Origin of the sequence: Cyanobium sp. ATX-6F1 (assembly GCF_047395825.1) — a bacterium.
Lineage (GTDB): Bacteria > Cyanobacteriota > Cyanobacteriia > PCC-6307 > Cyanobiaceae > ATX-6F1.
The window spans coordinates 640,754-664,709 of sequence record NZ_JBCEBF010000003.1 but is presented as its reverse complement, the minus strand read 5'-3'; the positions used below and the strand labels follow the sequence as shown (position 1 = coordinate 664,709).

Sequence of the window (23,956 nt, the reverse complement as noted above, 5' to 3'; positions counted from 1 at the left end):
GATGTGCGGCATCGCTGGCCTGTTGTCTCCCTCCGCCGAGCCATCGGCTCCCGATCTGGTGGCGGCCCTCGACCAGGCCCTCGCCCACCGCGGCCCCGATGACGCCGGTGTCTGGAGTGAGCGGGGCATCACCCTGGTTCACCGGCGCCTGGCGATCCAGGACCTCTCCCCCGCCGGCCACCAGCCGATGCCCTCGGCCTGCGGGCGCTACGTGGTGGTGTTCAACGGCGAGATCTACAACCAGCGCGAGCTGCGCTGTCAGCTGGAGCGCCTGGGCCACCGCTTCCATTCGAGCAGCGACACCGAAGTGCTGCTGGAGCTCTATGCGCGCTATGGCCTCGGCGCCCTGCAGCGGCTACGGGGCATGTACGCCTTCTGCCTCTGGGATCGCCAGGAACGCCGCGCCCTGCTGGCCCGCGATCCCTACGGCATCAAGCCCCTCTACCTGCACCACGGCAGCCATGGCGAACTGCTGTTCGCCTCCGAGCTGCGCGCCCTGCTGGCCACCGGGCGGGTGCCGCGGCGGCTGGATCGGCAGGGGCTGGCCGATTTCCTGAGCCAGGGCAGCCTCCCCCACCACCGCACCCTGGTGGAGGGGATCACCCCGCTGCCCCCGGCCACCTGGGCCTCTGGCAGGAGGGCCGCTGGCAGATCCAGCGCCACTGGCAGCCCAGCTACGCCCCCGATGGGGTGCTGGAGGGCCCCGATCTGGTGGCCCACACCCGCACGGCCCTGGGCGCCTCGGTGCGGGCCCACCTGCTCAGCGATGTGCCCGTGGGCCTGTTCCTCTCCGGTGGTCTTGATTCCGCCGCCGTGCTCGCGTTGGCGGAGCAGCCGCTCACCACCATCTCGATCGGCTTCGCCGAGGCCGGCTTCGATGAATCCGGGCGTGCCGCCGCCCTCGCCCGTCAGTTCGGCGCCACCCACCACAACGTGCAGCTCCGCGCCGCCGATGCGGCCGCCCACATCCCCGGCTTCCTGGGGGCGATCGATCAGCCCAGCGTCGATGGCTTCAACACCTACGGCGTCTCCAAGCTGGCGGCGGGGCTGGGGCTCAAGGTGGTGCTCAGCGGCCTGGGCGGCGATGAATTGTTTGGTGGCTACCCCAGCTTCCAGCGCCTGCCCCGGGCCTGGCGGCTGCACCGCGGCCTGCAGGCCCTGGCTCCGTTGGCCGCCGCCGCCCTCGGCCGCAGCCACCGCGCCGGTGCCCAGCGGATCGCCGACGGCCTGCGCCGGCCGGCCTCGATCGAGAGCAGCTACCGCTCCCTGCGCGGCATCTTCTCCCCCAGCGAGGTGGCCCGCCTGCTGCGCCACTGGGGCCTGGAGCCCCCGGAGCCGCAAGGCCCTGAGGCCTCACCCGTGGAGGATTCCTCCCGCTTCCCCAGCGCCGCGGATCAGATCGCCTGGCTGGAGAGCAGCCTCTACATGGGCCAGCAACTGCTGATCGACAGCGATGGGATGGCGATGGCCCACGCGCTGGAGTTGCGCCTGCCGCTGGTGGATGCGGAGCTGCTGCGGGCCGTGGCCGGTCAGCCGGCCGCCCAGCGCCTGGCGGCGCGTAAGCGCCTGTTGCGCCAGGCGGTGCCCGAGGCCGAAGCGCTGGTGGGCCGGGCCCCCAAGCAGGGCTTCTCCTTCCCCTTCCAGCGCTGGTTCGACGCCAACGACTTCCAACCCCGCGCCTGGGGGCTGCCGCCGCTGCCCCCCACCCCCGCCGACCTCGACCTGCGCCCCTGGGCCCGCCGCTGGGGGCTGCTGGTGCTCAGCGATTGGCTGGAGCGGCACCTGGGGGTGGAGCTGACGTGATGTTCCAAAGGGGCCTGCCCTACATCTGGCGCCATCCGCTCAGCCGTCGCGACCGGCTTCAGGCGACCGGCCGCTATCTGCGCTGGCAGCCCGGCGCCCGGCTCTTGCCCTGGCCCGTGGCCGTGCCCTGGGTCAATGGCACCAGCCTCGTGATCACCCGCGGCATGACCGGCGCCACCGGCAACTTCTACTGCGGTCTGCATGAATGGCCCGACATGGCCTTTGTGCTGCATCTCCTCCGGCCTGCGGACAGCTTCGCCGACCTGGGAGCCAACGTGGGCAGCTACACCGTGCTGGCTTCGGGGGCCGTGGGCTGCTGTTCGCTGAGCTTCGAGCCGGCCCCCGCCACCTTCTCCTGGCTGCAGCGCAATCTCGCCTTCAATGGCCTGCTCGATCAGGTCAGCGCCTATCAGGCCGCCCTCGGCAGTGAGCCAGGCCACCTGCGCTTCAGCCTCGATCGCGGTCCAATGAATCAGGTGGTGGGAGACGACTACGCCGGGCACGCCGCCGGCGTCGAGGTGCTGCCGATCGATGCCATTGCGGGGTTGCGCCAGGCCGCGCTCTGGAAGCTCGATGTGGAAGGCCACGAACGGGAGGTGCTGCGCGGAGCCCGGCAGACCCTGGCTGAGGCGCCGCCGATGGCGCTGTTGATCGAAGACCGCAGCCCGGATGTGCAGAGCGTGCTGTTGGGCCATGGCTACCAGGCCTGCGGCTACGACCCCTGGACCCGGACGATCACGGTTGATCCCCATGCCCGCACCGGCAACCAGATCTGGATCCGAGATCTCACCTGGGCCCGCGGCCGGGTGGCCTCAGCGCCCTGCTTCGATGTGCTGGGCCTTTCGATCTGAGGCCGGCATGAACATCCTCCACCTCATCCCCTCGATTAGCCCTCTGCGCGGCGGCCCCAGCCAGGCGGTGCTGGCGATGACCGCCGAGCTGCGCCGTGAGGGGTGGAATTTGTTCAAGTTAAACTCTTGAATTCATGACCAATAAACAACGAATTTGCTTCAAATGAATTCCCTTAGAAAGTCAGGGCGCATTAAGAGCTTGGATGGTATTAGAGGAGTCGCTATTATTTTGGTATTGATCTCTCACTTCCCTTATGCCAACAATTTTCCTGTGCAAATTGCCAATGCTTATCATTGGGTATTTTCTTTTGGCGATCTTGGAGTAAGAATTTTCCTTGTCTTGTCTGGATTTTTAATTTCAGGTATTTTGTTGGATGAGCTCCAATGCAAGGGGTCTGTGGATCTCCGCAAGTTTTACCTGCGACGTGCGTATCGGTTGCTGCCGGTCTGTGTCGTCTACATTGCCACTCTTATGCTTCTTGATCTCGTTTTGATTTATTCGGACAGTCTTTCTTCGTATGCAGGTGCTTTGAGTCAAACAAGGAATTATCTTGGTGTTGGCAACTCGGCGACAGTTCATTTCTGGAGTCTTTCTGTTGAGTGGCAGTTTTATGCGTTGTGGCCCATGATGTTTATTCTCTTTGGCTTTGGTTCACCAAGGAAAGCCATCGTAGGCATATTTTTAATCGTTTCCGTTGTGGTATTGGTTCGACTGGCCGCTCCAGATCCTGGGGCCGGCGGTTCAGTTATCGCAAGATTGCTGGGGCCCCGCGGTTTGATGCGTTATGCAGATTCTCTTGTAATTGGCGTCGCAGGCGCCTATCTTTGGAGAAGATTAAATAATTCGTCGATTGCTAAATTCTTTTCCGCGGGGGAGGCTCAAGTTGCAGGAATCCTTCTCGTTCCTGTCATGTTCTTCCTGGACTGTTATCATGCGGGGCCACTATTGCTCGATGCACTGAGGCAGCCCCTGATCGGTTTGATCATGTTATTTGAAATATTTTTGGCCTGCTCGGAAACAGGCGGGATTTTGGTAAGGGCGTTATCCGCTAAATGGTTGATCAGTATCGGTGTCATTAGCTATTCTCTTTATGTTTGGCACGTACTTTTTCTCTCGCACTTCTTCTTCGGCCATTCTCAGGATTACTCCATTCCATTCCTGTGGGATTGGAGGATTTGGCTTGTGCCTTCCTTTGTAGTAGCAGTCGCATCTTATTCCTTGCTTGAGAAACCGTTTTTCTCCGTACGCGCCTCGTTGAGAAGGGAGTGATTCAAGCTTTTGGGATTCGATCGTTTCGGCTTGGTACATGTTGCTGAGAATCCTCCACCTCATCCCCTCGATCAGTCCCTTGCGCGGTGGCCCCAGCCAGGCGGTGCTGGCGATGGCCGCCGAGCTGCGCCGCCAGGGGGTGGACGCCCGCATCCTCACCACCAACGACGACGGGCCGGGGCTGCTGGCGGATCTGCCCCTGGGCGAGTGGCACGAACGCCAGGGCGTACCCGTGCTGGCCTTTCCCCGCTGGAGTCCGCCCCTGGGGCCCCTGCGGGAATTCGCCGTGGCCCCTGGGCTCACGCGCTGGCTGCGGGCCCACCTGCGTGAGTTCGATCTGCTGCACGTGCATGCGCTGTTCTCCTATCCCTCCACCAGCGGCATGGCCGTCGCCCGGGCCCTGAAGGTGCCCTACCTGCTGCGCAGCATCGGCCAGCTCAACCGCTGGAGCCTGAAGCAGAGCCCTGGCCGCAAGCGGCTGCTGCTCAGGCTGATCGAGCGCCGCAACCTGGAGGGGGCGGCGGCCTTGCACTTCACCAGTGACGCCGAGCAGCAGGAAGCGGCGGATCTGGGCCTGGCCACCCCGTCCTTCGTGTTGCCCCTGGGGGTGGAGCTGCCGGAGTTGCCGGAGTTGCTGCTGGCGCGGGAGCGTGGGGCGTCTGATCGGATTGTCTTTTTGTTCCTTTCTCGCCTCCATCCCAAGAAGCAACTGCCGCTGCTGCTGGAGGCCCTCGCCGCCCTGCAACTCCAGCGCCCCGAGGCCCCCTGGACGCTGCAGATCGCCGGGGAGGGGAGCCCGCCTATCTGGCCGAGCTCAGGGCCCTCGCTCAGCGGCTGGGCCTTGCCGAACGCTGCCAGTGGCTGGGTTTTGTGGCTGGTGCCCGCAAACTGGAGCTGCTGCAGCGCGCCGACTGGTTCGTGCTGCCCTCGGCTTCAGAAAACTTCGGCATCGCCGCCGCCGAAGCCCTCGCCGCTGGCACCCCCGTGATTCTCTGTCCAGGCGTAGCCATCGCCGCTGCGGTGGAACGGGCTGGGGCGGGTGTGGTGGTGGAGGCCGACTTGGAGGCCCTGGCCGGGGCGTTAAAGCGCGCCCTGGAACAACCACCTGCCGCGATGACGGAGGCGGCGCGCCTTCTGGCCACGAACATTTACTGCTGGGGATCGATTGTTGCTCAGCTGGAGCAGTACTACCAGGAGATCCTCAAGGACTTCTCTGGCGCTGGTGGGCGTCGACCATCGGCCCGATCCCCTCTAAGGACTGAAATCTAAAGGCCTGTGTTTATCTCATCGATCCATTCGTGGTTACCCGACAGCCTGATCAATCCATGGTGAGCCATGCAGGCCCCCAGCTGTCCCAGCGAGAACTCCTGCGTTCATGAACACAACCTTGGTCTCATTGATTGGCCTTTGGCCCCTGCAGCACTCCTGGGTACCCGATTGCGTGCGGTCCTGGGGGCTGATGGAAGGATGCTCGGACGAGATTCTTCTGCTTTCCGATGGGGGCGGCGAACTCACGCCAGAGGCGCTGTCTGTGCTGCCCAGACACCTCCGCTTTCGCATCGAACTGGATCAGGAGCAACGCGTTGCGGTGGCGTTGGAACCCTTTCCTTTACTGCGTCAGATCCGTGCGGAGGATCTCACTTGGCGCAAGATTCTCGATGTCGCGGTGATCGGAGCAGATCTGGAACGGGTGCTGCTGATCGATACCGATGTTCTGATCCGTTGCCCTGTGCGGCTCCCCGAGGGAACATGCCTCCATTACCTGCGAGAGGACGTGCCGGCCTACCGGGCTCATTGGACAATGCCGTTGCGGGAAGCGATGGTGCTGTCGTTTAATGCAGGTTTTGTGCTGCTGCAGCCCGCCGCGATTGATCTCCATTTCCTCGAGCGCACGGTCAGGCGCTACTTCGCGGGTTTACGCAACAAATGGTGGTCCGAGCAATCAGCTTGGTCGCTGCTGGCGGGGCGTGACGTGGAGCCGAGGTTCTTCGATGGTCAGTCGGCCTGCGTTCTCTCAGGGTTCGCCACCCGTTCCGCTGCGGACGTGCGAGCCAATCGGGTTAAGTTCATCTCCTCCAAGCAACGGCTTACGGCTCAGCAACTGATTGCCCAGGCTGGCTCATCACCGGTGTTGCATCTCTCTGGTCTCTCTAAGCAGCATTTCGATGTAATCTATGTCGACAGAAATCGCCCTTTCTCTGCGGACAGCGAACCTATTCTGTTGTGTGCCCATCCGGATCCGCCCATTAATTTAGTGGCTAAGTTGCTGTTGGCCCTGAGATTACTTCTGCTTAATGTATTTCGGCGTGGTTGACTGCAGCTCGGTTCTGGATGGGATCACGCCACTGCTGCTCACTTACAATGAGGAGCCCAACATCGCCCGTACCCTCGAGGGCCTGACCTGGGCGCAGCGGATCGTGGTCATCGACAGCGGCAGCACCGATCGCACCCTGGAGATCCTGGCGCTCCATTCTCGGGTGGAAGTCGTCCACCGCGCCTTCGATTCGTTTGCTGAGCAGTGCAACTTCGGCCTCACACAGATCAATACCTCATGGGTGCTCAGCCTTGATGCCGATTACCGGATTTCCCTAGGGCTCGTTGCTGAAATCCGAGCAGCCTTGGCTGAAGTCTCTGATGCCATCAAAGGTTTCCGCATTCCCTTTCGCTATTGCGTCGATGGAAAGCCTTTGCGGGGATCCATTCTCCCCCTCGACTGGCCTTGTACCGGCTGGGTTCCGGCCGCTACGTCAACGACGGCCATGCCCATCGCTATGAGCTCCAGGGTGCATCAGCTTTGCTGAATCAGCCGATCCTCCACGACGACCGCAAACCTCTTGCCCGTTGGCTGCGTTCCCAGGAGGGTTATCTCCAACAGGAAGCCAGCAAGTTGCTCACCACTCCCCATGGTCAGCTCTCCGCCGCCGATCGCCTGCGCAAGACCCATGTGCTCGCCCCGTTTGCGGTGCTGCTGGTGTGTCTGGTGCTCAAGGGCGGCCTGCTCGATGGCTGGCGCGGCTGGTTCTATGCCTTCCAGCGGATGTATGCCGAAATCCTGCTAAGCCTGATGCTCTGGGAGGCCCGGATGTGACGGCACCCGCGATCGGCGACTACGGCTGGAGCCAGCGGATTCCCTCTGAGGAGGCCTTCCTGCTGGCGCCCCTGGCACAGCTGCTACCGGCCGCCCAGGGGCCGCAGGGTCCGTTGCGGGTGCTTGATCTGGGCTGCGGCAACGGCTGGTTGAGCGGCTGGCTGGCCGGGCGCGGCTTCCAGGTGGTGGGGGTGGACCCGAGCGCCTCCGGGATCGCCGAGGCCCGGCGCGCCCATCCCCAGCTGCGCTTTGAGCCCCTCATCGCCACGCCGCAGCTCCTGGAAACGTTGGGCGAAGCGCCGTTTGATCTGGTGGTGAGCCTGGAGGTGGTGGAGCACTGCTACGCCCCCCGCGACTGGGCGGCGGCGGCCTTCAGCGCCTTGCGCCCCGGCGGCCAACTCATCGTTTCTACGCCGTACCACGGCTACCTCAAGAACCTTGCGCTCGCCGCCACAGGCCAGCTCGACGCCCACTTCACGGCCCTCTGGGATGGGGGCCACGTCAAGTTCTGGAGCCGCCGCAGCCTCGGCCAGCTGCTGGTGGAGGCGGGCTTCGAGCTGGAGGCGTTCCGTGGTGCCGGCCGGCTGCCGCTCCTCTGGAAGTCGATGCTCCTGCGGGCCCGCACCAACGAACCAGCCGCCCTGCGCACCGCCTCCAAACAGCTGGCGGGCAACGGAAATGGCCCCTCCTCGTAGCGGGCCTCCACCGCAAACACCTGGAGAGCGAGCAAGTCAGCCGGTGGCATAGAGCACTTTCCCTTCCCGTGCCACGTCGCCCATCACGTGCCAACGGGAGCCGGCCATGCGCGCAGCGTCCTGCCAGCCGGTCACCAGCAGATCAACGCCCACCGGCACCGAGCCCAGCAGCGACCGGTAGCGGCGCCAGCCCGCCAGCTTCTGCTGGGGCGTGAGCTGGGCGCTGCGGGTGATCACCACCAGATCCAGATCCGAGTCGCTGCGGGCCTCACCGCGGGCTCTGGAGCCGAACCCCACCACGGCCTTCACCTCCGGCTCGGCGATCAGCGCCAACAACCCGGAGCGCAGTCGATCGCCATCCAGCCCAGGGCCCAGCTCCAGCCCCGCAGGCAGGTCGGTGGGATGCTCCCAGGGAAGGGCCGGAGGCGTTGGGATCACAGCCATGGCCTCAGGTTAGATCCGCTTCACTGGGCGTTTCAAGCACCCCCGCTCAGACTTGCAGTACGTCTGTACTATTATGTGGTGAGCTTCGGTGCTGGCTACGGTGTGGTTTCTCGATCGTCAAGCCTGGGCAGCCTTTGGCGGCGCCATCCTGCTGGCTTTGATCACCCTGTTGACGAGCTACGACCATGTCGATGTCCCTGGAGTCGCCACTTCCTTCCCACTACCGCAGCAAGCAGGAATTCCTTGCATCGCTGTCGCCCTGGCGGCGGCTTTTGGCGAACTTAAATTGGCATCCGACGATCGAAAAGCGGATTCAGCTATACGCGCTCGAGCAGAAAGCGATCGAGCGCGAGCAGCGGATGCAGCGGCTCGAGAACGAGATCGCGCAGATCGAGAGCGAGATCGTGCAGATCGAGAGCGAGAACGCTCGTCTCGCTGCGATCAACTCCAGGCTAGAGCGCTTCGAGCGGGAGCACTTGTCTGGCTCGACCCCTCTCCTCTCCACCGGCGATTCCTCGAACTCGTAGCTGCTGAACTGGCTGATCTCCCCGGTGGGCCCTTGCGGTGATTCAACCGCTCGATCAGGCCCCACACCCCCCATGCTCCAAGACCTCGCCGCCTACCGCCTGCCTCCCGACTTCTCCGTCGGGGCCCCCAAGCCGGTGCAGCTGCTGTGGTTCTGCGCCGGCAGCCCGCTGCTGGCGGCGCGCTGGTTGCCGGGTTCGGCCTGGCGTGTGGCCCTGCTGCGGGCCTTCGGGGCGCGGCTGGGGCGGGGCTGCCGGATCAAGCCCGGCCTGCGGGTGAAGTACCCCTGGCAGCTGGTGGTGGGTCAGGCCTGCTGGCTGGGGGAAGCGGTGTGGATCGACAACCTGGCCCTGGTGCGCCTCGGCGACCGAGTCTGCCTCTCCCAGGGGGCCTACCTCTGCACCGGCAACCATGATTTCCGTCAGCCCACGTTTGATCTGCTGCTGGGGCCGATCGAACTGGGCGATGACGTCTGGATCGGTGCTCGGGCCGTGCTCGCCCCCGGCACCCGGGTGGGCGCCGGCACCGTGGTCGCCCTGGCGGCGGTGGCCAGTGGCGTGCTTGAGCCGGGAGCGATCTATGCCGGGCACCCGGCCCGCCTGAGCGGCCCCCGCTGAGCACCCCAGCATTGACGCCCTGAGCAGGGCCAGATGTAATGAAGTGCTCACCGGGGCTTAAGGATGCAGCGACTCCTATCCCCCAGGCTGCCCCCAGCACCCACCGGCCGCCTGAAACCGTGAGCAACGGTCTTTCCCCACCACCCTCCGGCGCCTCTGCAGCCCCCTGTGGGGCCTGCGCCGCCTGAGCGCCCAGTTGCGTCACCGCTGGGCCTGGCGCTCCAGCGTCAGCCGCACCGCCCGGCTCACGGTGGTGAGCCAGTTCTTTCCCCCGATTTCGCCGCCACCGGCCAACTGCTGGATGATCTGAGCGTGCGCCTCGCCCAGCGGGGCCTCCAGGTGCAGGTGGTCAGCGGCCAGCCTGCCTATGCCTTCCGCCAGAAGGACGCCCCGGGCCTGGAGTTCCTGCCCAACCGCTGCATCCGCCGCACGCGCGTCTCGCGGCTCTGGCCCAGGCGCATCCGCGGCCGCGCCGTCAACGGGCTGCTGTTCTGCCTGCGCACCAGCGCCCGGCTGCTGCGCTATGCCCGTCGCGGCGATCTGATCCTCTACACCACCGAACCCGCCTACCTGCCGGTGGTCGGCTGGCTGCTGCACCTGTTCACCCGCACCCCCTACATGGTGCTGCTCTACGACCTCTACCCCGACGTGCTGGTGGAGCTCAAGGTGCTGGGCGAGCGCCACTGGCTCACGCGCACCTGGCGTGAATTGAACCGCTGGGTGTTTGCCGAGGCCGAGGAACTGATCGTGCTCAGCGAGTCGATGAAGGCGCGGGTGACGCGCTTCTGCCCCGAGGTGGCGAGCAAGCTGTCGGTGATTCCCAGCTGGGCGGATCCCGTGCGCATCCAGCCCCTGGCCAAGGCCGACAATCCCTTCGTGCGCGAGCACGGCCTGGAGAACGGCTTCACGGTGCTCTACTCCGGCAACCAGGGCCGCTGTCACGACCTGGTCACGTTGATGGCGGCGGCCCTGCTGCTCCGCCACGACGGGCGCATCCGCTTTCTGTTCATCGGCTCCGGCCCCCAGCGGGAGCGCCTCAGGGCTCTGGTCAGCGACTGGGGCCTGAGCAACTGTGCGTTCCTCCCCTACCAGGATCTGGAGGTGTTGCCCTATTCGCTCACCGCCGCCGATCTGGCGGTGGTGAGCCTGGGCATCGAGGCGGAGGGGCTCGTGGCCCCCAGCAAGCTCTACGGCCACCTGGCGGCGGGCACCCCGATCGCCGCGATCACGCCCGAGGGCTCTGAATTGCAGCAGTTGGTGCGCTCCAGCGGCTGCGGCGCCTGGTTCGCCAACGGCGATTCCGATGCCCTGGCCGATTGGATCCGCCACCTGGTCGACCATCCCGAGGTGGCCCAGTGCCATGGCGAGGCGGCCCGGCAGCTGCTGCTGGCCGAGGCCTCCCCGGAGCTGGTCACCGACAGGTACTGGAGCCTGATTCGCCGTCACCTGCCGCTCGAAAAGCTCGTGGCGATTGAAGAAACCCGCCGCCTGGATGAGGAGGTCGAGGAACGATCTGCAAAGGAGTTTGATGCCCTGGCCGTGTAGGTCAGGGAAGCTCACATGACGGCTTGATCAACCGGACTAAGCTAAGTCAAGTTAGACGTGTCAGTCCCATGCGCACGGTCAACGTTCACCAGGCCAAGACCCAGCTCTCCCAGCTGTTGGATGCGGCCCATGGCGGCGAAACGATTGTGCTGGCCAAGGCTGGCAAGCCCTGGGCCCGGCTGATGCCGTTAGACGGGGAAGCCGGTTGGCGCCAACCGGGCGTGCTCAGGGATCGGATGCCGCTCCCCCCACCGGATGTGTTGCTGGAACCGCTGAGCGAAGCGGAACTTGACGCCTTTGAAGGCGCGCTGTTTCCCCAGCTTTGATGGCTCGGCGTCATTTGCTCGACACCCATGTGCTGCTGTGGTGGCTCGCCGAACCGGAGCGCCTGAGCGCGAAGGTGCTGGCCGTGTTGAACGACCCCGGTTCAGACGTCCTCGTCAGCGCCGCGAGCGCCTGGGAAATCGCCACCAAGCACCGCCTGGGCAAACTGCCGACGGCGGCCGTGCTGTTGGGGGATTACCAGGGTCTGCTGGATCGCCAGGGCTTTCGACATCTTTCGATTTCAGCGGCCCATGGCCTGCGGGCAGGGTCCTACGGCCAGGCCCATCGCGATCCGTTTGATCGCCTGCTGGCCGCCCAGGGGGAACTGGAGCAACTGGTGCTGATCTCGGCGGATCCAGCCCTGGAGCCCTTTCCTGTTCAACGGCTGTGGTGACGTTGCTCTGTTGCCCTCACTCCGCCGTCTTGCTCGCTTGTGCGTTGGATCCTATTTCGGCTCCCCTGGGCGCGTTCTCAGCAAAGGCCAGCCGCCAGGATTCGGGGCCCAAAATGCCATCCACCTCCAGGCCGGCGGCGCGCTGGAAGGCCATGAGCTGCTGGTAGGACACAGGGCCGAAGCTGCCGTCATCGCCCTGGCCGGTGGGGCCGGACGCGCCCAGGTTCCAGCCCAGCTGGATCAGGCGCCGCTGCCAGGCGAGCACGTCCTGGCCGGCGCTGAGCGGACTGGTGAGGCTGCGGTAGATCCCTGGCCAGGCGGGGGCGCCCGTGATTTCCGCCGGCGCGCTGAGCCCATCGAAGCGGGGCCGGCCGTAGCCGTAGACGTTCGCCATCGGATGGCGATCGCGGCGCACGCGGGCGGGGAAGGGGCCGATATTGCCGTTGATGCAGATCACCTGGCCGCTGGGCTGAATCGATTCCACCAGGCCCACATGCCAGGCATCGGAATCGGCCGTTCCCGGGTACCAATCGAAGAAGACCAGATCCCCGGGTTGGGCGCCGGCTCGGGGTTCAATCCACCAGCCCCGTTCTTTGAACCAGGCCACGGCAAAGGGGCAATAACTGAAACCCTTGGCGGTGGTGACCTGTAGGGGCAGACCCGCCTGGTGGAACACATAGGAGCAGAACAGGCCGCACCATTCCGACTGCAGGCCGTACCAGGCGCCGTACTTGGTGATGTTGTTGGAGGCGGTTTCCCCAAAGCCGATCTCCCCGGCGGCGAGGCGCAACACGTCGGCGGCGGTGGTCATGGTGGTGGCTGGGGCGTGAACCGACGGCGGAATCTAGGGGCTGACCTCCATAAAATGTCGACACCAGATCACGTCATTGTGGGCAGCAGCATCGATTGGCCCGAGGAGGAGCGGCGGCAGCTGGAGGCCCTCTGCCAGCAGCCCAGCCACGGCACTGTGTTCGGGCTCTGGAGCGATCGGCCAGGCGATGCTCTGACGCTCGAGGATCAGCTGCGCCAGGAGTGGGCGGATCGGTGAGCTGGCTGCTGCATCGCTACAGGCTGGGAATGGACTGATCAAGGAGCAAACATCGCCTGCAAGACCTCAAGAACGCGTAACACCGTTTCTTCAGGCAGTACGCCCAGCTTCTTGACCAACCGTTCTCGATCGACGGTGCGCAACTGATCGGGGACGAGATGACCAGCCTTGCCCTCGAAGCGGCAGGCGATTCGAAACGGATAGGGGTGCCCTCCGGTTGTCAGGGGCGCAACGATGAAGGTGCGAAGGTGGGCATTCAGTTCATCGGGGGAGACGATCAAGGCGGGCCTGGTCTTGGTGATCTCCGGGCCGCGCGTGGGATTCAAGGCCACGAGAAAGACATCCCCACGGGCCACAGGGAGGCCGCTCACCAGACCCATTCCCCAGCGTCGAAGAGGGTGGCGCTGGGTTCATCCAGGAGTGTTTCGGCCCCCAAGCTGGCCGCCGCCTCAGCCCAGCCGGCACGGCCTGATGCAACGGGCGTGATCGTCAGCAGGCCTGGGGCAGCGTGGATCTCGACTTCATCCGTCAATCCAGCTTCCTGCAGCAGGGGCTTGGAGAGGCGAATCCCCCTCGAGTTGCCGATGTTGATGAGCTTGGCCCTCAAGGCATCCCTCCCTACGACGTAATCACATTGTAATCACGTCGTCATCGCCTGATTGGATCTGCGCCTCTCGATGCCCCCACCTTCGCCCCCGACGGCCGGTTCGTTGTTGCCCGGGCGGTTGGATGGGTGTTGTATACGAGCAGCTCAGCAGGACTCCCCGGGCCGAACGGCAGGGTTTCCATCCAGGCAAGGCTGAGGGGCCTCGATCGATTCAGCCGCTCTGAAACCCGGCCGCTGCGGCCCATGAAGGTCTCAAGACCTTTGCTCTGGTCGTGGGCCACAAGGATCGAGCGGACCTTGAGCTCGAATGCTTCGGGGCTTTCATCGCCTGATTCACGGCGATGGGGAGCCATGGCTTTGATAGCGGCTCCTTGCCAGATCGCTTCAGTGAACCTGGGATTCCCAGCGTTGCCCTGGGTGATGGTGGAGCAACCTCCCGACCAGCTGCACCAGCCGCACTAGCTGCACCAGCTGAATCAACGGCTGGGAGCCTTCGGCACGATGGGCCCATTCCTGGCAGCGGGCCGTGATTTCCCTGGCTCCATGAGGGCGTGCTTCCTACCTATCGGGGGAATCGTGATCTGAAGGGTGCTGAATCGGGCAACAAGATCGTTGGATCGAGCATCCATCCATCGAGGTTTACTGGCCTGATGCATTGATGGGCTGGGCTCAATCGTTGGTGACAACTCCAATCACGAAAGATGCTCTGCCATTGCCCAACAAATCGAACAGGAAGAGTGTGAGCTTTTGACCTCAGCTCAGGCAAGGCCTGGGGAAGAGGCCAGTTTGGTCTTGAGGTCGGCGTAGCGACGGCGAAGGGCAAACAGAGGAGCCAAGACAATGAGACCCAGCCAGGACGTGGGGGCCGGAGCGGCGATCGTGCCGCTGAGGCTGGTTAGTGCAGTTTTATTGCCTTCGCAACCCCCAACAGGTGCATTATCTGTATTGATACCATTGGTTCCGTTGCCTGTGGTTACAGTATTGGCATTTAGGACCTTATTGCCTGACTTATAATCGCTACAAAAGTAAGTATTTGTCAGGGTAGGGGAAAATGTTGCCGTGGGAAGTGCCGTTAGGGGCTGCAGAAAGTACGCCTGTCAGCTGAAATGTGATGCCTGAAGGAGTCTGGCCAGGGTTGTTGAAGAAGGTAAGGAATGAATTTGGTGATACAGGATTGCTGGCGTTGTAGGCAACGTTTGAATACGTTGTACTGGTGCCACCTAAAGGATTGGAGCCGCTAACAGTCAGCGATCCACCGCTGAGCGCAGAACCATCCCAGTCGAAATAGCCACTGAATGTTGGTGCTCCAGTCGAGCCGGAATAGGTGTAGGTTCCGCTCCTGATCCAATAAGTAATCGCCTCCGCCGGGCTGCTCACCCCCAACACCAGCCCCGCCACACAGCCGGCACCGAGCAGGGTTGGCAGGAGGGCCTTCAAGTCAAAATACTTATCGTTGGCTCGAGCTTAGTTCAACCGTCAACCTCCAAGCTTGGGCCCAGGCTCAGAACAACCTGAGCAACGCCTGAGAACCGAGCCGCCATCAGCGTTCAGCGCCGCTCGTTGGTCCGCTCGGCGAGAGCTTGCGATGAGGGATCCCGCAGGCCTCTGGCGCCCCTGCTGCCGCCCCAGCCACGGCTTGAGGCCTGTCAGCTGGGTCGCACAGGCTGAAATGAATTACCATAGAGCCAATTCAGTACTTCACCATGCGCAGCACGATCACCGCCCGTGGTCAGACCGTGATTCCGGCGGCCATCCGCCAGCGGTTCGCGCTGGGGCCTTCCCAGCGGCTCGAGTGGAGCGTGGAGAGCGACGGCACGATCCGGGTCGTGCCGGTGGATCCCTCACCGGTGCAGGCCTTTCGGGGCCAGGGCAAGCAAGGAGGCGCTGTTGCCCGGTTGCTGGCCGAGCGCAGGCGGGACGCTTCGCTGGAGAGCTGATGGGCACGCTGGTGCTGCTCGACAGCTCAGCCCTGCTCGCCCTGCGGGACGACGAGGCCGGCGCTGAACGGGTTGAGGCCCTGCTGGGCGGCCCGCAACGCTGCCTGGCCTGTTTCATGACCCGCATGGAGGTGCTTTACCGGGTCTGGAAAGACGAAGGGGAGCAGGCTGGCCGCCTGGCCTATGAGCAGCTCTGCTCCTTGCCGCTGGGCTGGATCGAGTCCAGCGAACCTCTGCTGAGCGAGGCCGCGCGGATCAAGGCCACCCACGCCCTATCGGTAGTGGATGCCTGGATCGCCGCTGCGGCCCTCACCCAGGGTGCCGTGCTCGTGCACAAGGACCCGGAGTTCAAGGCGATCCAGCGCCTGGATCAGGAGTGGTTGGGCTGATCGGGCGTGGCAGACTCTGTTGCGGTGGTGCGTATCATGGTATCTACCAGCGATCCGCCGATGGACGAAGCCAAGATCGCCAAGTTGTTCTGGACCAGCCGCAGCCAGGCGGTGCGACTGCCGAAGGAGTTTCGGTTTTCCGGCGAGTCCGTGCTGGTGCGGAGGCAAGGTCGAGCGGTGATCCTTGAGCCGCTGGAGGATTGGCCCGAGGATTATCTGGAGTCGTTCCAAGGTGTTGGAGACGACTTCGTTCGGCCTGATCAGGGGCTTCTGGACGAACGGGAACGGCTGGTTTGATCTATCTGCTGGACACCGACACCTGCATCTTCGCCATCAAAGGGAACAGCCTGGTGCTGAAACGGCTCCTTTCGGTGAGCCGTTGGGATGTGGCGATCAGCGTGATCACGGAAGCAGAGCTCAGGTCAGGGGCGTCCAAGAGCAACTCCCCTCAGGCCACCCTGCAGCGATTGGAGGCCTTTCTCTCGCCCATCGCCATCCTTCCGTTCAACTCCGAGGACGCGATGGTCTACGGCGATGTCCGCGCCCGCCTCGAACAACGGGGCCAACCCATCGGGCCCCTCGATACCTTGATCGCGGCCCAAGCCCTCAGCCGGGGCCTCACCTTGGTGACCAACAACGAGCGGGAGTTCAGACGCGTGCAGGAGCTCGCCATCGAGAATTGGAAGGCTGATCCAAGCGAATGAGGCCATGCCCCCTGTTCACCCATCCAGCCAGCGGCTGAGCTTTCGCTTCCAGGAGTCCAGGCGCCGGCTGAGGGGCACCTTGGCCAGGGCCCCTTCGTCGGCGTCGGGGTCGGCGCCCTTGCTCTCGTAGTAGCTGTAGGCCGAGCCGGGATCGAAGCCTCCGTACCCCTGGTAGGAGCGGGCGCTGGCGTAGCCATAGCCGTAGCCGTAGGCGTAGGCCCCCGCCTTCTCGCCCCTGGGCCGCCTTGCATTGCTCACCACCCCCAGCAGCGGCACACCCGCATCGCGGATCCGCTCCACCGCCTCCGCCGGCATCGAGCGATCCACCCGGTTCAGGCTCACCAGCAGCACGATGCCCTCCAGGTGCTGCGCCACCAGGGCCGCATCCGCCAGCCCCAGGGCCGGCGGGGTGTCATACAGGATCAGGTCGAAGTCGCCGCTGTCCTTGAACGTGCGCACGATCTCGCCCATGCGCTCCGAGCCCAGCAGCCGCGGCGGATCGGGGGCGGCGTCCGGCGGTGATCACACTCCAGCCGGGATAGTTGGGCACCTCCTGCAGCAGCTCGCGCCAGTCGATCGCCTCTTCGGTGAGCAGGTTGCTGAGCCCGCGCAGGTTGTCGAGCCCGAGCCGGTGGTGGATCTGCGGTTTGCGCAGGTCGGCGTCCACCAGCAGCACGCGCTGCCCCAGCTCCGAGAGCGTCTTGGCCAGCAGCACGTTCAGCAGGCTCTTGCCCTCAGAGGGCACCGAACTGGTGAACGCCACCGAGCGCAGCGGCGTGTCGGTGTTGAGGAAGCGCAGGCTGGTGAACAGGTTGCGCAGGGCCTCCTGGTAAAAAAGCGCTGGTAGCCACCCACCTCGTCAGTCTGCAAGTCGAGTTCCTGGAGCAGGAAGCGCTTGTCGCGCCGCACCCCGTCGAAGAAGCTCACGTAGGGCATGTGGCCCAGCAGCGGCACCTTGAGGTCTTCGCGCACCTCCTGGGGGCTGTGGAACACATGGTCGAGTCGGTCGCGCAGCAGCGCCACGCCCGCGCCCGCCACCAGCCCCAGCAGCAGCCCCTGGATCAGCCCCTTGTTCAAGGAGGGCTCCACCGGGGTGAGCGAAACGCTGGTGGGGGAGATCACCTTCCAGGGGGTGCTGCGCTGGGCCAGCTCCAGCTGAAACTGCTCGCGCGTGCGCAGGTAGTTGGCCAGGTTGCCGTCGGCGATCTCCAGCTTCTGCTTGAGGGCGTCGAACTCGCGCAGCAGCGCCGGCTGCAGCTGGAACTGCCCCACCATCCGCCCCATCTGGGCGCGGCTGGAGGCCGTCGCGTTGGCGTTCTGACGCAGGGCGGCGTCCACCGCCTCCATCTGCTTGCGCTGCAGCTGCGGCTTGAGCTGGTCGCGGGCCGCCAGCAGGCTCACCAGCACCGGTGAGTTGGGCTGATAGCGGGAGCGGGCTTCGGCGATCTCCTGCTCCAGGCGCTGCAGTTCATCCAGCAGCGCCTGGTTGGGCAGGTTGGCCGCGAGGCTGTTGGCCGTGGTGCCGGTGCCGCCCGTGCTGGCACCGCTTCCATTGGCGCCCGAGCCGGAACCGATCGAGAAGCTGCGGGCGCTGAGCCGGCCGCTGGCCACGTCGCGCTGCAGTTCCAGCAACTGCTTGCGCTCGCTGCCCTGGGTGAGCAGCTGGGTGCTCAGGGTCTCCATCTGCTGGCGCAGGGCCTGGGCCTCCTCGCTGGGTTGCAGCAGGTTGTTGGCCTTGCGGAACTGCTCCAGCTCCAGCTGCACCTCGTTGCTCTTGGCCTGCAGCAGGGGCGCCTGGCGATCGAGGAAGCGCAGACCATCGTTGAGGCGCTCCTGGCGCTGGCTGGTGGCCCAGCTCAGGTAGGTGGTTTCGGCCAGCTTCAGGGCCTTCTCCACCACCTGCTGGTCGGAGCCCTTGCCGCTGATGTTGAGCACCCCGGGGGCGACCAGGCCGCTTTTCTGCACCGCATCCACCGGCACCAGCGACACATTGATGCTCGGCAGCAGCCTCGGTTTGACGCCCTGCTTGCCCAGTTCCAGATACACCGGTTCGAGCACCGCGCCGCTCTCGAGCACCTTGATCAAGGTGGGCACATCGATCGAGAAGCTGTTGCGCGCCAGTGATTCGATCGCGCCGCCGCCATCGCTGCCGGCGCTGCCGCCACTGCCGCCACCGCTGGCACTGGGACGGTCGTTGACTGGATGGGAGATCAGCAGGGTGGAAGCCCCCTGGTACACCGGATCGAAGTAGAGCTTGTAGAGCGTCTGCGACACCTGAAACAGGGTCACCACCACCACGGTGAGCAGGAACGGCCGCCGCCGCCGCCGGATCACCCGCAGCAGAGTGGTGAGGTTGAACGACTCCTTCTCCGCCTTCGGCAGCTCCCGGGGGCGTGCAGCTCCGGGTTCGGCGCGCCGCCGCCCTCCCAGGTCACCTGTTCAGGGGCGCTGCTGCGGGTCATGGGGTTGCCATCGTGGCTGCATCGTATGGGGCCCCGCAAGGCTGGCCGTCTTGATCCGACTGCCATAGGCTCCCGGCCATGACCGACCCTTCCGCTTCGGCCGGGTTCAGCGGGCGCCGTGGCCGCACCTTCGCACGCGTCACCGCCTACACCCTGCTGGCCCTGTTCCTGGTCAGCGCCGTGCCGGCGGCCTTGCCCTTTGCCCTCGCCCAGCCCGAGCGGCTGTTCGGCAGCCTGCGCGAGATTCTGGAGCGCTCCACCTTGCCGGTGGTGGCATTGGTGGTGCTTTATGCAGGCCTTTCCGGTGAGGCGGCGCCGTCGCTGTGGGAGGCGCGCCTGGCCATCTGGTTGCGACCGCTGCTGCGGCTGGTGGCCCTGCTCTATCTGCTCACCGCCGTGGCGATCGTGGCGGTGGCCGGGGAGGTGCAGAGCCAGGGCCTGGCCCAGTTCAAGGGGCAGCTGCAGGCCAACCTCACAGGCCTCGCCGAACTGCGCCAGCAGTTCAACGCCGCCCCCGACGCCACCGTCCTGCGCCGTCTGCTCGAGCAGCAGCCCCCTTCCGCGCCGTTCTGGCCGATCCCAGCTCCCCCTGGCCAACGCCAATGCCACCGTCGCCCGGCAGCGCCAGGCGGCCCTGCTGCTGCTGGATCGGGCCGAGGCCAACCTCCGCGCCGATGACCTGCGCCGTCGCTCCGACGCCGCCGGCAACCTGTTCAAGGAGAACCTGCGCCTCGCCCTGACCGCAACCACCTACGCCTGCTTCTACCTCCTGGTCAGCCTGCTCTGGCCGCGGCGCCTGGGATCGTGGATCGATCAGATCAAGGCCACCCGCCAGGCGCGGGACCTTGCTGAAGCCGAGGCGGATGAAGCCGGCTGATCTGCCCCTGGTTCTGTTGGCTGGGCTGGCCGCATGCCAGCTCACCTTGATGACCCGCAGCGGCCCCGGCGCCGGCGATTACGCGATCATGGCCGCCCTGGTCTGGCTGGGGGAGCCGTGCTGCTGCACGACGACCGCGACCAGCGCCGCTTCCCCCCGCTCCGCCCGCCCTGCTGCTGCCGGGGCTGCTGCTGCTGCTCTGGTGCCTGCTGGTGCTCAGCTTCGCGATGCGGCTCTATGACCCGCTCGTGCACCTGCTGCCCCTGGCGGCACTGTTGGGTCTGGCGCTGGTGTCGGCCGCCGGCCCGCGCGCGCGGCTGTTCCGCCAGCTGCTGCTGCTGGGGCTGTTGCCGCCGGCGATGCTGCTGTTTCAGGCGCTGCTGCCCCCGGATGGCCTGGCGCGGCTCACCGCCCAGTTCTCGGCTTTCCTGCTCTGGCTCGGCGGCCAGCCGGCCCTGGCCGAGGGGATCGTGGTGCAGCTGCCCGGCCGCAGCCTCGAGGTCGGCCAGGGTTGCCTCGGGCTCAACACCATCAGCCTCTGCGTGGCGGCGGTGGTGCTGTTTGCCCTGCTGGTGCCCGCCCACCGGCTCCGCACCCAGCTGGCCCTGGCGGCCGGCGCTGTGCTGGTGGCCTTTGTGGTCAATGGGTTTCGGGTGGCGCTGCTGGGCTTCACCGATCCCGAGCCCGCCCCGGGCTGGTGGAACGAGCTGCGCGGCTTTGACTTCTGGCACATCGGCCTGGGCTCCAGCCTGTTCTCACTCCTGGCCATGGGCGGCACCACCGCCCTGGTGGTGGCCTCCCTGGAGTGGAAGCTGAGCCGCCAGCGCTCCGGAGGCTGAGATGGCCGGTCAGTGGTCGGGTCTGCGTCTGGATCTGCGCTCGGGGGTTTTGGTGCTGTTCACGGGCTGGGCGACACTGCTCAGCCTCGAGAGCTGGTTCCGCCTCCCGGGCGTGGAGGCATCGCCCCCGTTTCCTGCTCAGCTGGTGGAGGGCGGCCGGATCTTCGCCCGGGTGCCCCTGGGCGCCAACCGCAAGCCCTTGCCGGGCCAGCTGTTCGCCCTGGCCGGCGCCGATTACCGCGCCCCCGATGGCGCCCGCATGGCCCTGCGCTGGATCAGCCATGGCTCCTCCGGCCGCGGCGTTGATTTCGAGCTCAGCAAGATCGCCCCGGCGCTGCTGGGGCCCGGAGCCCGGGGCAGCTGCCAGCTGCCGCCAAGGCTTGGCCTGGGTTCCCCCGAGCTGCGCACCAATGCCGAGCTGAGCCGCGCCCTCGGCGCCCGCCAGCCCACGGGCGGCGAGCAGGGGCTCTGGCTGGCGGGGCTTCGGCCTCAGCGAAGCAACGCTTGCCTGTGGATCGGCCGCACGGCTGCCCCACCAACGAGCCTCACTTCGCCTCCATCCAGTTCGGCCCCACGCCCGTCTCCACTACCAACGGCACGCTGAGCTGAACGGCGTTCTCCATCACCGTGCGGGTGAGCTCGCGCACCGTTTCGAGCGCCTCGGGGGCGGCCTCCAGCACCAGTTCATCGTGCACCTGCAGCAGCAGCGCCGCTGGGAGTTGCCGGGCGATCAGCTCGTGGTGCAGTTGCACCATCGCCAGCTTGATGATGTCGGCGGACGAGCCCTGGATCGGGGCGTTGGCCGCCGCCCGCAGCTGCTGGGCCTCCATGCCGCCCCGGCGCGCCACCTCCAGCTCGATCTCCAGCGGGTCCTTGCCCTTGAGCCGCCCGAGGCCGTTGGGATCGAACTCAAACGGGCGCCGCCGCCCCAGGATCGTCTCCACGTAGCCGCGGCTGAGGGCGAGCCGTTCCTGCAACTCCAGGAAGGCGAACACCTTCGGGTAGCGCTGCTTGTACTTGCTCAAAAACTCCTTGGCCTGGGCCTGGCTGAGGGCTGTTTCCCGCGCCAGCCGCTGGGCGCCCATGCCGTAGATCACCCCGAAGTTGATCGTCTTGCCCAGGCGCCGTTCATCGGCGCTCACCTCATCCTTTTCCAGCAGCAGCCGGGCGGTGAGCGCATGCACGTCGTCGCCGCGGCGGTAGGCCTCCACCAGCACCTCCTCGCCCGAGAGGTGGGTTAGGATGCGCAGCTCGATCTGGCTGTAGTCGGCGCTGATCAGGCTCCAGCCCTCCTCGGGCAGGAAGGCCTTGCGGATCCGCCGAGAGTAGGCCGTGCGGATGGGGATGTTCTGCAGGTTGGGGTTGCTGCTGCTCAGGCGCCCGGTGGCGGTCACCGCCTGGTTGAAGTCGGTGTGCACGCGGCCGGTTTCCGGCTCCACCAGCAGCGGCAGCGCATCGACGTAGGTGCTCTTGAGCTTGCTGAGGATGCGGTGCTCCAGCAGCTTGGCCACCACTGGGTGGTCGGCTTCGAGCTTCTCGAGCACGGCCGCATCGGTGCTCCAGCCGGTTTTCGTTTTCCTTGATTTCTTGCGGTCGAGCCCCAGGGTCTCGAACAGCAGCTCCCCCAGCTGTTTGGGGGAGGCGAGGTTGAAGGCCACCCCCGCCAGCTCCTGGGCTTCGTTCACCAGCTTCTCGAGCTGGTCGCCGAGTTCCACGCTCAGCTCCGCCAGGTAGGCCGTGTCGATGCGGATGCCCGTGGCCTCCATCAGCGCCAGCACCGGCTCCAGGGGCAGCTCCACCTCCGCCAGCAGCGCCGGCAGCGCCGGCCCCAGGGCCGCCAGCTCCGCCGCCAGCACCAGCGCGAGTCGGCGGGTGAGGTGCACGTCCATGCCGCAGTAGAGCGCCGCCGCCTCGATCGGCACCGAGGCGAAGGTTTCCCCCTTGGCCACCAGATCGCCGTAGGCGGTGGGCGAAAAGCCGAATTCCCGCTCGGCCATCGCTTCGAGGCCGTGCTTGGCGTTGGCATCGCGCAGGTAATCCGCCAGCAGCGTGTCCATCACCACCCCGGCCAGGGGCAGGCCGTGGCGCAGCAGCACCAGCCGGTCGTACTTGGCGTTCTGAAGCGCCTTGGGGTGCTCGGCGCTCGCCAGCCAGGGGGCCAGCGCCCCCAGCACCGCCTCCAGGGGAGCTGGGCCGGCGCCTCGGGCGGGGCGCTGAGCAGATCGGCGGCCATCGGTGGCTGGTGGCCGATCGGGATGTAGGCGAGCGCATCGAGCGCCTCGCCCCAGCACACCCCGATCCCCACCAGTTCGGCCTGGAAGGGGTTGAGGGCGGTGGTTTCGGTGTCGAGGGCCACGGGCGCGGCGGGATCGCTGGCCGTCAGCAGCCGCGCCACCAGGGCCTCCAGTTGCTCGGGCGTCGAGATGATCTGCGGCCGCAACGCCGGCAGGGCGCCGGCTGGGGCCGGTTCGTCTCCGGAGGACGGTAGAGCGGTGTTGGGCGTTGGGGTGGCTGTGGCCTCAGGCGCCGCCAGCGCCGCCGCAGGGTCGGTGTGGGGGATGTGATCGGCCGAGAAGGCGCGCTCGAACGCCCCCAGCTGCCGCACCAGGCTGTGCAGCTCCAGCTCCGTCAGCCGCCGGGCCAGGGCGCCGCCATCCACCTCCGCCAGCTCAAGCCGCGGTTCGCTCGGCAAGGGGATGTCGATCAGGATCTCGGCCAGGTGGCGCGAGAGGTAGGCGTTCGCCTTGTCGGCGCTGAGCTTGGCCTTGAGCGCCCCCTTGAGCGCCCCCTGGCTGGCCTTTTCATCGCTGAGCGCTTCGAGGGCGGCGTAGACGCCATCGAGGGTTCCGTTCTCCTTGAGCAACGTGATCGCCGTCTTCGGGCCCACCCCCTTCACGCCGGGGATGTTGTCGCTGGAATCACCCGTGAGCGCCTTGAGGTCCACCACCCCTTCAGGGGTGACCCCCAGCTTGGCGATCACCCCTTCGCGATCGATCACCACCGGGCCGGCGGTCTTGGCGTAGGGCCCACCGCCGCCCATGTAGAGCACGGCGATGTCCCGTTCGTCGTCGACGAGCTGGAACAGGTCGCGGTCACCCGAGAGGATGCGCACCCGCCAGCCGTCATTCGCCGCCCGATTCGCCAGGGTGCCGAGCACATCGTCGGCCTCGTAGCCGGGGGCCAGGCACAACGACAGGTTCAAGGGGCCCGCCAGGATCTCGCGCAGGTTGTCCAGGTCGGTGAAGAAGTGCTCCGGCGCCACGTCGCGGTGGGCCTTGTAGTTGACATCCGCCAGGTGGCGAAAGGTGGGTTCGGCCGTGTCGAAGGCGATCACCACCCCCTGGGGTGTCAGCCCCTTGACGTTCTCCAGCAGTGCCTTGAGGAAGCCGTAGGTGACGCTGGTGGGCACGCCCTCGGCGGTGGCCAGGCCCCCATCGCCCCCCTTGGCAAAGGCGTAGAAGCTGCGGAAGGCCAGGGAATGGCCGTCCACCAGCAGCAGCATGGGTGCCTCGGGCTTCTGCTTCGCCGCCATCCGCT

The 23,956-nt window shown here is 65.9% G+C and carries 31 protein-coding genes and 3 pseudogenes; 24 read left to right on the top strand and 10 right to left on the bottom strand.

Annotation, left to right across the window (positions count from 1 at the left end):
* Nucleotide 1 precedes the first annotated feature (1 nt).
* A pseudogene (locus AAF143_RS15455) lies at nucleotides 2-445 on the top strand (asparagine synthetase B family protein); the annotation flags it as partial.
* On the opposite strand, the gene AAF143_RS15450 reads toward AAF143_RS15455, so the two are convergent.
* On the bottom strand, nucleotides 356-577 hold the full coding sequence (locus AAF143_RS15450) for a hypothetical protein (protein WP_414027320.1): 222 nt from the start codon (nucleotides 575-577) through the stop codon (nucleotides 356-358). The pseudogene AAF143_RS15455 and the gene AAF143_RS15450 overlap by 90 nt on opposite strands.
* Before the next feature lie 113 nt (nucleotides 578-690).
* Between AAF143_RS15450 and AAF143_RS15445 the strand changes: the two genes are divergently transcribed.
* The 10 genes and pseudogenes from AAF143_RS15445 (at nucleotide 691) to AAF143_RS15400 (ending at nucleotide 7,707) form a co-directional block, all read left to right on the top strand.
* On the top strand, nucleotides 691-1,803 hold the full coding sequence (locus AAF143_RS15445) for an asparagine synthase-related protein (protein WP_414027319.1): 1,113 nt from the start codon (nucleotides 691-693) through the stop codon (nucleotides 1,801-1,803).
* Entirely contained in the window at nucleotides 1,803-2,654 is an 852-nt protein-coding gene (locus AAF143_RS15440) for an FkbM family methyltransferase (RefSeq protein WP_255007033.1), read from the top strand. Before AAF143_RS15445 ends, AAF143_RS15440 begins: the two co-directional genes overlap by 1 nt.
* A 7-nt stretch (nucleotides 2,655-2,661) precedes the next feature.
* The gene (locus tag AAF143_RS15435) at nucleotides 2,662-2,784 is read left to right on the top strand and encodes a hypothetical protein (protein WP_414027318.1); all 123 of its coding nucleotides are present in this window, start codon (nucleotides 2,662-2,664) and stop codon (nucleotides 2,782-2,784) included.
* A 33-nt stretch (nucleotides 2,785-2,817) separates the two neighbouring features.
* Nucleotides 2,818-3,924 (top strand): acyltransferase family protein, encoded by a 1,107-nt coding sequence (locus AAF143_RS15430; protein WP_255007026.1) that lies wholly within the window; start codon nucleotides 2,818-2,820, stop codon nucleotides 3,922-3,924.
* A 37-nt stretch (nucleotides 3,925-3,961) separates the two neighbouring features.
* Nucleotides 3,962-4,528, top strand: a pseudogene (locus AAF143_RS15425) (glycosyltransferase); the annotation flags it as partial.
* A 161-nt stretch (nucleotides 4,529-4,689) separates the two neighbouring features.
* Nucleotides 4,690-5,193, top strand: a complete 504-nt coding sequence (locus AAF143_RS15420; RefSeq protein ID WP_414027517.1) for a glycosyltransferase — start codon at nucleotides 4,690-4,692, stop codon at nucleotides 5,191-5,193.
* A 106-nt stretch (nucleotides 5,194-5,299) separates the two neighbouring features.
* A complete protein-coding gene (locus tag AAF143_RS15415; protein ID WP_255007019.1) occupies nucleotides 5,300-6,238 on the top strand; it encodes a hypothetical protein in 939 nt (312 codons plus the stop codon).
* Nucleotides 6,219-6,725 (top strand): glycosyltransferase family 2 protein, encoded by a 507-nt coding sequence (locus tag AAF143_RS15410; RefSeq protein ID WP_414027317.1) that lies wholly within the window; start codon nucleotides 6,219-6,221, stop codon nucleotides 6,723-6,725. Before AAF143_RS15415 ends, AAF143_RS15410 begins: the two co-directional genes overlap by 20 nt.
* Nucleotides 6,719-7,012: a hypothetical protein gene (locus AAF143_RS15405; RefSeq protein ID WP_414027316.1), complete on the top strand. Its 294-nt coding sequence runs from the start codon at nucleotides 6,719-6,721 to the stop codon at nucleotides 7,010-7,012. Before AAF143_RS15410 ends, AAF143_RS15405 begins: the two co-directional genes overlap by 7 nt.
* Entirely contained in the window at nucleotides 7,009-7,707 is a 699-nt protein-coding gene (locus AAF143_RS15400) for a class I SAM-dependent methyltransferase (RefSeq protein WP_255007016.1), read from the top strand. The genes AAF143_RS15405 and AAF143_RS15400 overlap by 4 nt, the downstream gene beginning before the upstream one ends.
* A 36-nt stretch (nucleotides 7,708-7,743) precedes the next feature.
* Here AAF143_RS15400 and AAF143_RS15395 read toward each other — a convergent pair whose 3' ends face one another.
* Entirely contained in the window at nucleotides 7,744-8,151 is a 408-nt protein-coding gene (locus AAF143_RS15395) for a nucleotidyltransferase family protein (protein WP_255007014.1), read from the bottom strand.
* Between the two features lie 185 nt (nucleotides 8,152-8,336).
* Here AAF143_RS15395 and AAF143_RS15390 point away from each other — a divergent pair, with 185 nt between their 5' ends.
* From AAF143_RS15390 to AAF143_RS15370, 5 genes are all read left to right on the top strand, one after another.
* Nucleotides 8,337-8,678 carry a hypothetical protein gene (locus tag AAF143_RS15390; protein WP_255007013.1) on the top strand — a complete coding sequence of 114 codons (342 nt, stop codon included), beginning with the start codon at nucleotides 8,337-8,339 and terminating at the stop codon, nucleotides 8,676-8,678.
* Nucleotides 8,679-8,750: 72 nt separating this feature from the next.
* Nucleotides 8,751-9,293 (top strand): WcaF family extracellular polysaccharide biosynthesis acetyltransferase, encoded by a 543-nt coding sequence (locus AAF143_RS15385; protein WP_255007011.1) that lies wholly within the window; start codon nucleotides 8,751-8,753, stop codon nucleotides 9,291-9,293.
* Nucleotides 9,294-9,605: 312 nt separating this feature from the next.
* On the top strand, nucleotides 9,606-10,838 hold the full coding sequence (locus AAF143_RS15380; protein ID WP_414027315.1) for a glycosyltransferase family 4 protein: 1,233 nt from the start codon (nucleotides 9,606-9,608) through the stop codon (nucleotides 10,836-10,838).
* Between the two features lie 68 nt (nucleotides 10,839-10,906).
* Nucleotides 10,907-11,164 carry a type II toxin-antitoxin system Phd/YefM family antitoxin gene (locus AAF143_RS15375; RefSeq protein WP_255007008.1) on the top strand — a complete coding sequence of 86 codons (258 nt, stop codon included), beginning with the start codon at nucleotides 10,907-10,909 and terminating at the stop codon, nucleotides 11,162-11,164.
* Nucleotides 11,164-11,556 (top strand): type II toxin-antitoxin system VapC family toxin, encoded by a 393-nt coding sequence (locus AAF143_RS15370; protein WP_255007007.1) that lies wholly within the window; start codon nucleotides 11,164-11,166, stop codon nucleotides 11,554-11,556. The genes AAF143_RS15375 and AAF143_RS15370 overlap by 1 nt, the downstream gene beginning before the upstream one ends.
* 16 nt (nucleotides 11,557-11,572) lie before the next feature.
* Here AAF143_RS15370 and AAF143_RS15365 read toward each other — a convergent pair whose 3' ends face one another.
* Nucleotides 11,573-12,367, bottom strand: coding sequence for a peptidoglycan-binding protein (locus AAF143_RS15365; RefSeq protein ID WP_255007005.1), 795 nt, complete (start codon nucleotides 12,365-12,367; stop codon nucleotides 11,573-11,575).
* A 78-nt stretch (nucleotides 12,368-12,445) separates the two neighbouring features.
* Between AAF143_RS15365 and AAF143_RS15360 the strand changes: the two genes are divergently transcribed.
* Nucleotides 12,446-12,604 carry a hypothetical protein gene (locus tag AAF143_RS15360; RefSeq protein ID WP_414027314.1) on the top strand — a complete coding sequence of 53 codons (159 nt, stop codon included), beginning with the start codon at nucleotides 12,446-12,448 and terminating at the stop codon, nucleotides 12,602-12,604.
* A 38-nt stretch (nucleotides 12,605-12,642) separates the two neighbouring features.
* Here the strand turns inward: AAF143_RS15360 and AAF143_RS15355 are convergent, their stop codons facing one another.
* The 3 genes from AAF143_RS15355 to AAF143_RS15345 form a co-directional block, all read right to left on the bottom strand.
* A complete protein-coding gene (locus tag AAF143_RS15355; protein WP_414027313.1) occupies nucleotides 12,643-12,960 on the bottom strand; it encodes a type II toxin-antitoxin system PemK/MazF family toxin in 318 nt (105 codons plus the stop codon).
* 11 nt (nucleotides 12,961-12,971) lie between these two features.
* Nucleotides 12,972-13,211 carry an AbrB/MazE/SpoVT family DNA-binding domain-containing protein gene (locus AAF143_RS15350; RefSeq protein WP_255006993.1) on the bottom strand — a complete coding sequence of 80 codons (240 nt, stop codon included), beginning with the start codon at nucleotides 13,209-13,211 and terminating at the stop codon, nucleotides 12,972-12,974.
* Nucleotides 13,212-14,228: 1,017 nt separating this feature from the next.
* Nucleotides 14,229-14,648 (bottom strand): hypothetical protein, encoded by a 420-nt coding sequence (locus AAF143_RS15345; protein WP_414027312.1) that lies wholly within the window; start codon nucleotides 14,646-14,648, stop codon nucleotides 14,229-14,231.
* A gap of 266 nt (nucleotides 14,649-14,914) precedes the next feature.
* On the opposite strand from AAF143_RS15345, the gene AAF143_RS15340 reads away from it, so the two are divergent.
* From AAF143_RS15340 to vapC, 4 genes are read left to right on the top strand one after another with little or no spacing between them, the layout of a single operon-like run.
* Nucleotides 14,915-15,148, top strand: a complete 234-nt coding sequence (locus AAF143_RS15340) for an AbrB/MazE/SpoVT family DNA-binding domain-containing protein (protein WP_255006990.1) — start codon at nucleotides 14,915-14,917, stop codon at nucleotides 15,146-15,148.
* Nucleotides 15,148-15,537, top strand: a complete 390-nt coding sequence (locus tag AAF143_RS15335) for a PIN domain-containing protein (RefSeq protein ID WP_255006988.1) — start codon at nucleotides 15,148-15,150, stop codon at nucleotides 15,535-15,537. The genes AAF143_RS15340 and AAF143_RS15335 overlap by 1 nt, the downstream gene beginning before the upstream one ends.
* A 6-nt stretch (nucleotides 15,538-15,543) precedes the next feature.
* A complete protein-coding gene (locus tag AAF143_RS15330) occupies nucleotides 15,544-15,834 on the top strand; it encodes an antitoxin (protein ID WP_255006983.1) in 291 nt (96 codons plus the stop codon).
* The gene (gene vapC, locus AAF143_RS15325) at nucleotides 15,831-16,241 is read left to right on the top strand and encodes a type II toxin-antitoxin system tRNA(fMet)-specific endonuclease VapC (RefSeq protein WP_255006981.1); all 411 of its coding nucleotides are present in this window, start codon (nucleotides 15,831-15,833) and stop codon (nucleotides 16,239-16,241) included. The genes AAF143_RS15330 and vapC overlap by 4 nt, the downstream gene beginning before the upstream one ends.
* A gap of 15 nt (nucleotides 16,242-16,256) precedes the next feature.
* Here the strand turns inward: vapC and AAF143_RS15320 are convergent, their stop codons facing one another.
* Genes AAF143_RS15320 through AAF143_RS15310 form a run of 3 tightly spaced genes read right to left on the bottom strand, consistent with a single transcriptional unit; the run spans nucleotide 16,257 to nucleotide 18,575 of the window.
* Nucleotides 16,257-16,712, bottom strand: a complete 456-nt coding sequence (locus tag AAF143_RS15320) for a tyrosine-protein kinase family protein (RefSeq protein ID WP_414027311.1) — start codon at nucleotides 16,710-16,712, stop codon at nucleotides 16,257-16,259.
* Nucleotides 16,654-17,004: a hypothetical protein gene (locus tag AAF143_RS15315; RefSeq protein ID WP_414027310.1), complete on the bottom strand. Its 351-nt coding sequence runs from the start codon at nucleotides 17,002-17,004 to the stop codon at nucleotides 16,654-16,656. Before AAF143_RS15315 ends, AAF143_RS15320 begins: the two co-directional genes overlap by 59 nt.
* A complete protein-coding gene (locus AAF143_RS15310) occupies nucleotides 16,959-18,575 on the bottom strand; it encodes a GumC family protein (protein WP_414027309.1) in 1,617 nt (538 codons plus the stop codon). Before AAF143_RS15310 ends, AAF143_RS15315 begins: the two co-directional genes overlap by 46 nt.
* A 206-nt stretch (nucleotides 18,576-18,781) precedes the next feature.
* Between AAF143_RS15310 and AAF143_RS15305 the strand changes: the two genes are divergently transcribed.
* The 3 genes from AAF143_RS15305 to AAF143_RS15295 all read left to right on the top strand — a co-directional run bounded on the left by AAF143_RS15305 (nucleotide 18,782) and on the right by AAF143_RS15295 (nucleotide 21,023).
* Complete coding sequence (locus tag AAF143_RS15305) at nucleotides 18,782-19,381, top strand: hypothetical protein (protein ID WP_414027308.1); 600 nt, start codon at nucleotides 18,782-18,784, stop codon at nucleotides 19,379-19,381.
* A 276-nt stretch (nucleotides 19,382-19,657) separates the two neighbouring features.
* Nucleotides 19,658-20,419, top strand: a complete 762-nt coding sequence (locus AAF143_RS15300; RefSeq protein ID WP_414027516.1) for an archaeosortase/exosortase family protein — start codon at nucleotides 19,658-19,660, stop codon at nucleotides 20,417-20,419.
* A 1-nt stretch (nucleotide 20,420) separates the two neighbouring features.
* Entirely contained in the window at nucleotides 20,421-21,023 is a 603-nt protein-coding gene (locus AAF143_RS15295) for a hypothetical protein (protein WP_255006970.1), read from the top strand.
* Here the strand turns inward: AAF143_RS15295 and polA are convergent.
* Nucleotides 20,965-23,951: pseudogene (gene polA / locus AAF143_RS15290) on the bottom strand (DNA polymerase I). The gene AAF143_RS15295 and the pseudogene polA overlap by 59 nt on opposite strands.
* Nucleotides 23,952-23,956: the final 5 nt, after the last annotated feature.

What these genes read in the sequence shown, in the direction of transcription:
- AAF143_RS15440 (WP_255007033.1), top strand. Translation starts at nt 1,803, where the DNA reads ATGTTCCAAAGGGGCCTGCCCTACATCTGGCGCCATCCGCTCAGCCGT.
- AAF143_RS15435 (WP_414027318.1), top strand. Translation starts at nt 2,662, where the DNA reads ATGAACATCCTCCACCTCATCCCCTCGATTAGCCCTCTGCGCGGCGGC.
- AAF143_RS15430 (WP_255007026.1), top strand. Translation starts at nt 2,818, where the DNA reads ATGAATTCCCTTAGAAAGTCAGGGCGCATTAAGAGCTTGGATGGTATT.
- AAF143_RS15415 (WP_255007019.1), top strand. Translation starts at nt 5,300, where the DNA reads ATGAACACAACCTTGGTCTCATTGATTGGCCTTTGGCCCCTGCAGCAC.
- AAF143_RS15410 (WP_414027317.1), top strand. Translation starts at nt 6,219, where the DNA reads ATGTATTTCGGCGTGGTTGACTGCAGCTCGGTTCTGGATGGGATCACG.
- AAF143_RS15395 (WP_255007014.1), bottom strand. Translation starts at nt 8,151, where the DNA reads ATGGCTGTGATCCCAACGCCTCCGGCCCTTCCCTGGGAGCATCCCACC.
- AAF143_RS15390 (WP_255007013.1), top strand. Translation starts at nt 8,337, where the DNA reads ATGTCGATGTCCCTGGAGTCGCCACTTCCTTCCCACTACCGCAGCAAG.
- AAF143_RS15385 (WP_255007011.1), top strand. Translation starts at nt 8,751, where the DNA reads ATGCTCCAAGACCTCGCCGCCTACCGCCTGCCTCCCGACTTCTCCGTC.
- AAF143_RS15375 (WP_255007008.1), top strand. Translation starts at nt 10,907, where the DNA reads ATGCGCACGGTCAACGTTCACCAGGCCAAGACCCAGCTCTCCCAGCTG.
- AAF143_RS15370 (WP_255007007.1), top strand. Translation starts at nt 11,164, where the DNA reads ATGGCTCGGCGTCATTTGCTCGACACCCATGTGCTGCTGTGGTGGCTC.
- AAF143_RS15365 (WP_255007005.1), bottom strand. Translation starts at nt 12,367, where the DNA reads ATGACCACCGCCGCCGACGTGTTGCGCCTCGCCGCCGGGGAGATCGGC.
- AAF143_RS15340 (WP_255006990.1), top strand. Translation starts at nt 14,915, where the DNA reads ATGCGCAGCACGATCACCGCCCGTGGTCAGACCGTGATTCCGGCGGCC.
- AAF143_RS15335 (WP_255006988.1), top strand. Translation starts at nt 15,148, where the DNA reads ATGGGCACGCTGGTGCTGCTCGACAGCTCAGCCCTGCTCGCCCTGCGG.
- AAF143_RS15320 (WP_414027311.1), bottom strand. Translation starts at nt 16,712, where the DNA reads ATGGGCGAGATCGTGCGCACGTTCAAGGACAGCGGCGACTTCGACCTG.
- AAF143_RS15305 (WP_414027308.1), top strand. Translation starts at nt 18,782, where the DNA reads ATGACCGACCCTTCCGCTTCGGCCGGGTTCAGCGGGCGCCGTGGCCGC.
- AAF143_RS15295 (WP_255006970.1), top strand. Translation starts at nt 20,421, where the DNA reads ATGGCCGGTCAGTGGTCGGGTCTGCGTCTGGATCTGCGCTCGGGGGTT.